Here is a 4,392-nt window from a genome sequence, read left to right on the forward strand (position 1 = left end):
GGAGCGGACTCCGTGAGGGCGATGGTGGGCTTGGGGTCGGGCCCGGAGGATGCGCGCACCCCGAGAGTGCGGCCTGTCGCGGGGTCGCCCGACGGGCGCTCGACGAGGTCGACCACGAGGGTGAGCGGCGCGGGTGGGACGTCCACCGCCGCGACCTCCGCCGCGAGCGCCACCCGCACGGTCATCGGCGGATCTCCGGGCGCGGGCGCGGGCAGTGTGAGCAGGTCCTTGAGTCGGCCGTCGGTGACGGTGAGCAGAACCTCGACGGGGGCGTCGGGAGTGGGCGAGTGGTCGCGGACCGTGACGATGGCTTCGCCGTCGCGAACTCGGCAGGTCCAGCCCTCGGGCCTCGCCGGCAGCGCGGCGTCGACCGCGGTGATCGTGGCGCCGGTGACAGCGTGGCGCAGGCGGACGCGGTGCGCCAGGCGCACCGTCGTCTGGCCGTAGGTCACGGTCATGACGTGCCCACGTAGTCGATCTGGTGGGCCAGCACCTCGCCCGCGCCGTCCCGCTCGAGGATCTCGACGGGGGCGACGTCGGCGTCGTAGTACAGCGACAGCCGCGCATTCCGCCCGAGCGCGCCCCAGATCTGGTGACGCTCGTCGGCCGTGGTCGTGGTCAGGCGCAGCGTCACGGAGTCCACCTTGGCGGCGAGGTCGGGGCCGAGCTCGGCCGAGCGCAGGATCGGCGTGGTGTGCAGCACCTCGATGACGCGCGCGAGCCGCTGCTGGGCCTCGTCGTGGTCGCCCGTGTAGCTCATGAGGTACTTGAGCCGCAGCGATAGCGGCGCCCGCACGTAGCCGGCGCTGCCGCGCACGAGCGGGCGGTTCACGAGGTGCGGGTGCTCCTCCACGGCGTACAGGGCGACCGCGAGGCGGTTCTTGGGCGGGTCCACGTCGGCCTTGGACAGGGAGCTCAGCACCACCCAGTCGGCGAGGTCGGGCGTCTCCTGCGTGATGAGCCCCACGAGGGCGTCGGACACCGCGCGAATCATTGCTCGCGCTCCCACACGCGCGGCTCGATGCCGGCCTCGTCGAGCCGGGTCTCGACCAGCTGCTCGATCTCGGCGAGCGAACCCACGTAGGTCTCGGTGTCGTCACCCATGTCACGCACCCGCGCTCTCACGATCGCGGGCAGGTGCGGAATCTCGCGGGGCTCGGCCCACACATCCAGGAGAAACCTGTGCTTCCACGCTCTCACCGCCACTGAAGCGACCCTTCTGCTCGCTCCCACGGTGGTCGGTGGGCGTCACGGTCCTCTCACGGGGCCGTCACCGGGATGTCACGACATGCGGCCGAGCCTCTCCAAAGCGCGATCCACGATGCTGCTCAGGCGCGAGATCTCCCGCCTGGCCTGCTCCAGGTCCTTCACCAGAGCGTCCGCGCTCGATGGCGCGTGCCGGTCCCCGCGCGTCAGGCGGGCATAGAGCGCGACGGTCTCCGGCATTGGCTCCGCGCCCAGCTCGTCCAGCAGCACCCGACGGCAACGCTCGAACTGGGCGTCGACGAGGTCGGGGCGTTCGGCCGTCGCGAAGGCTGCCATGAGATGGCGGTGGACATCCTCGCGCAGCGGTTCGAGGCCCAGCGCGAGGTCGCCGAACTTTGCCGCGGCTCCCGCCTCCGCCCGGGCCCCGTAGTACTGCACCAGGTAGTCGAGGGCAGTGAGATAGAGGTCCTCGATGCGCTGGCGCTCAGTGAGAACCCACGCGTCGTGGCACGGTTCCACCAGCTGGCCGCGGTGCAGCGTGACGGCCCGCGCAAGGCGCTCGGCATCCGCCTTGCTCAACTCCGACGCGGGCTGAGCGACCACGGGACCCACCAGCGCCTCGAACTCGTCGGTGTCGACCGACAGTGCCGCGTCTCGGCTCAGTCCCACGCTTTGGTTCCCGTGCGCCTCGACGATGTCCACCCCCGCGAGAGCGCGCACCTCGGTCCTGAGGCGCCACAGTGCCGTCGACAGCCGACGCCGCGCAGTGGACTCGGGGCAGTCGTCGAACAACTGAGACGCGGCGATGGCGCGCGACCGGCCCTCACGAGGTGCCAGGGCGAGATACGCGCACAGCAGGGAGGCGCCGGGCGAGAGTGCAAGCGGACGCGCGCCGACCGCGACCCTCGGCGTTCCCAGCAACTGGATAGTCAGGCGCTCGGGCCCCACCCTTCCCCCCAAGTCGTGCTCCGTTGCCACCGGACTTCGAATCTATGACAATTCGGACATGCGTGCAGGATGGGGCGCCGCATCTCGGCGCGAACGCAGGGACAGCAGGAGCCCCGACTGCGCCGGCGGATCGGCCGTGCGTCCGGCACGGACCCGCCGAAAGGGGAGGGACGATGCGCGGGCCGGCCACCGCATCGGCCCTCCTGCCGCGCGGGTAGGCTTGAGCGCAGACGCGCGGCCACCGGCCGCGCCCGCTCTCACGTGACACAAGGGATGACATGACCGACGCCGCCGCGCCCGCCGATCAGCACCTCGACACGGTGGACAACGCCGCCGCGACTCCCGACCAGGAGATGCCGTTCGCGGAGCTGGGCCTCAAGCCCGACGAGTACCAGCGCATCGTCGACTTGCTCGAGCGCCGCCCCACCGCCGCGGAGCTCGCGATGTACTCCGTCATGTGGTCCGAGCACTGCTCGTACAAGTCGTCGAAGATCCACCTCAAGCAGTTCGGCGAGAAGACTACTCCGGAGATGAAGACGCGGCTCATGGTGGGCATGGGCGAGAACGCCGGCGTCGTGGACATCGGCGACGGCTGGGCCGTGACCTTCAAGGTCGAGTCGCACAACCACCCGTCCTACGTGGAGCCCATGCAGGGCGCGGCCACGGGCGTGGGCGGCATCGTGCGTGACATCCTCGCGATGGGCGCGCGCCCGGTGGCCGGCATGGACGAGCTGCGCTTCGGCGCGATCGACCACCCCGACACCGCCCGTGTGGTGCACGGCGTCGTGGACGGCGTGGGCTCCTACGGGAACTCGTTGGGGCTTCCCAATATTGGCGGCGGCAGCCTGTTCGACTCCAGCTTCCAGGGCAATCCGCTCGTCAACGCGCTGTGCGTGGGCGTCATGAAGCACGAGGACATCCACCTCGCGTCCGCCGAGGGCGTGGGCAACAAGGTGGTGCTGTTCGGCGCGCGCACCGGCGGCGACGGGATCGGCGGCGCGTCCATCCTGGCGTCCGAGACCTTCGAGGACGGCGTGCCCGCCAAGCGCCCGAGCGTCCAGGTGGGCGACCCCTTCATGGAGAAGGTGCTCATCGAGTGCTGCCTCGAGCTGTTCCGCGCGGACGTGGTGCAGGGCATCCAGGACCTGGGCGCCGCGGGCATCTCGTGCGCGACCTCGGAGCTGGCGTCCAACGGCTCGGGCGGCATGCACGTGTGGCTCGACGACGTCCTGCTGCGCGACCCGACGTTGAACGCCGGCGAGATCCTCATGTCGGAGTCGCAGGAGCGCATGATGGCCGTGGTCACGCCGGACAAGCTCGACCAGTTCATGGAGATCGCCGCCAAGTGGGACGTCGAGTCCTCCGTGGTGGGCGAGGTCAACGACTCCGGCCGCCTCACGATCGACCACCACGGTGTGCGCATCGTGGACGTGGACCCGCGCACGGTCGCCCACGAAGGCCCCACGTATGACCGCCCGTACGCGCGCCCCGCGTGGATGGACGGACTGCAGGCCGATGCGTTCTCGGCTGAGCTTCCCGGCGACGGTTCCGCACTGCGCGGCTCGGTCCTCGCACTGATGTCCTCGCCCAACCTCGCGGACCGCTCGTGGATCACGAGTCAGTACGATCGCTATGTTCAGGGCAACACGGCGCTGGCGCGCCCCGACACCGTGGGCGTGATCCGCGTCGACGAGGCCACCGGCCGCGGCGTCGCGATCGCCACGCGCTCGAACGACCGCTACACCAAGCTCGACCCGTACGAGGGCGCGCGCCAGTCCGTGGTCGCCGCCTACCGTGCGGTCGCGATCGCCGGAGCGGTCCCCACCGCGATCACCGATGGCCTCAACTTCGGCTCACCCGAGGACCCGGATGCCATGTGGCAGTTCGTCGAGGCGATCCGCGGACTCGCGGACGTCTGCCAGGAGCTGGGCGTACCGGTCACCGGCGGCAACGTCTCGCTCTACAACGGCACCGGCGAGCCCGGCCGCACCGACAGCTCGATCAACCCCACCGCAATCGTGGGCATGCTGGGCATCCTCGACACCGTCGAGCGCGCGACGCCCAGCGGCTGGCGCAAGGGCGGCCAGCTGCTCTACCTGCTGGGCACCACCGGAGCGGACCTCGACGGCTCGCGCTACGCGGAGCTGTCGGGCCACCTGGGCGGTCGCCCGCCGGCGACCGACATCGAGGCGGAGAAGGTGCTCGCGGAGGTCATGGTCTCCGCGAGCCGCGACGGGC

The 4,392-nt window shown here is 70.9% G+C and carries 4 protein-coding genes; 1 reads left to right on the plus strand and 3 read right to left on the minus strand.

What is annotated here, in order from left to right; all coding sequences use genetic code 11:
* The 3 genes from QZ483_RS12845 to QZ483_RS12855 all read right to left on the minus strand — a co-directional run.
* A partial coding sequence (locus tag QZ483_RS12845; protein WP_297084629.1) for a hypothetical protein occupies positions 1-458 on the minus strand: 458 nt, incomplete at its 3' end.
* Positions 455-994, minus strand: coding sequence for a Pvc16 family protein (locus QZ483_RS12850; protein WP_297084632.1), 540 nt, complete (start codon positions 992-994; stop codon positions 455-457). The genes QZ483_RS12845 and QZ483_RS12850, both read right to left, overlap by 4 nt.
* 287 nt (positions 995-1,281) lie before the next feature.
* Positions 1,282-2,166, minus strand: coding sequence for a BTAD domain-containing putative transcriptional regulator (locus tag QZ483_RS12855; protein ID WP_297084634.1), 885 nt, complete (start codon positions 2,164-2,166; stop codon positions 1,282-1,284).
* Positions 2,167-2,432: 266 nt separating this feature from the next.
* On the opposite strand from QZ483_RS12855, the gene purL reads away from it, so the two are divergent.
* Positions 2,433-4,392 (plus strand): phosphoribosylformylglycinamidine synthase subunit PurL (gene purL, locus QZ483_RS12860; RefSeq protein ID WP_297084636.1); only part of this gene is annotated, 1,960 nt, incomplete at its 3' end.

Origin of the sequence: uncultured Demequina sp. (genome assembly GCF_913055775.1) — a bacterium.
In the GTDB taxonomy this organism is placed as follows: Bacteria; Actinomycetota; Actinomycetes; order Actinomycetales; family Demequinaceae; genus Demequina.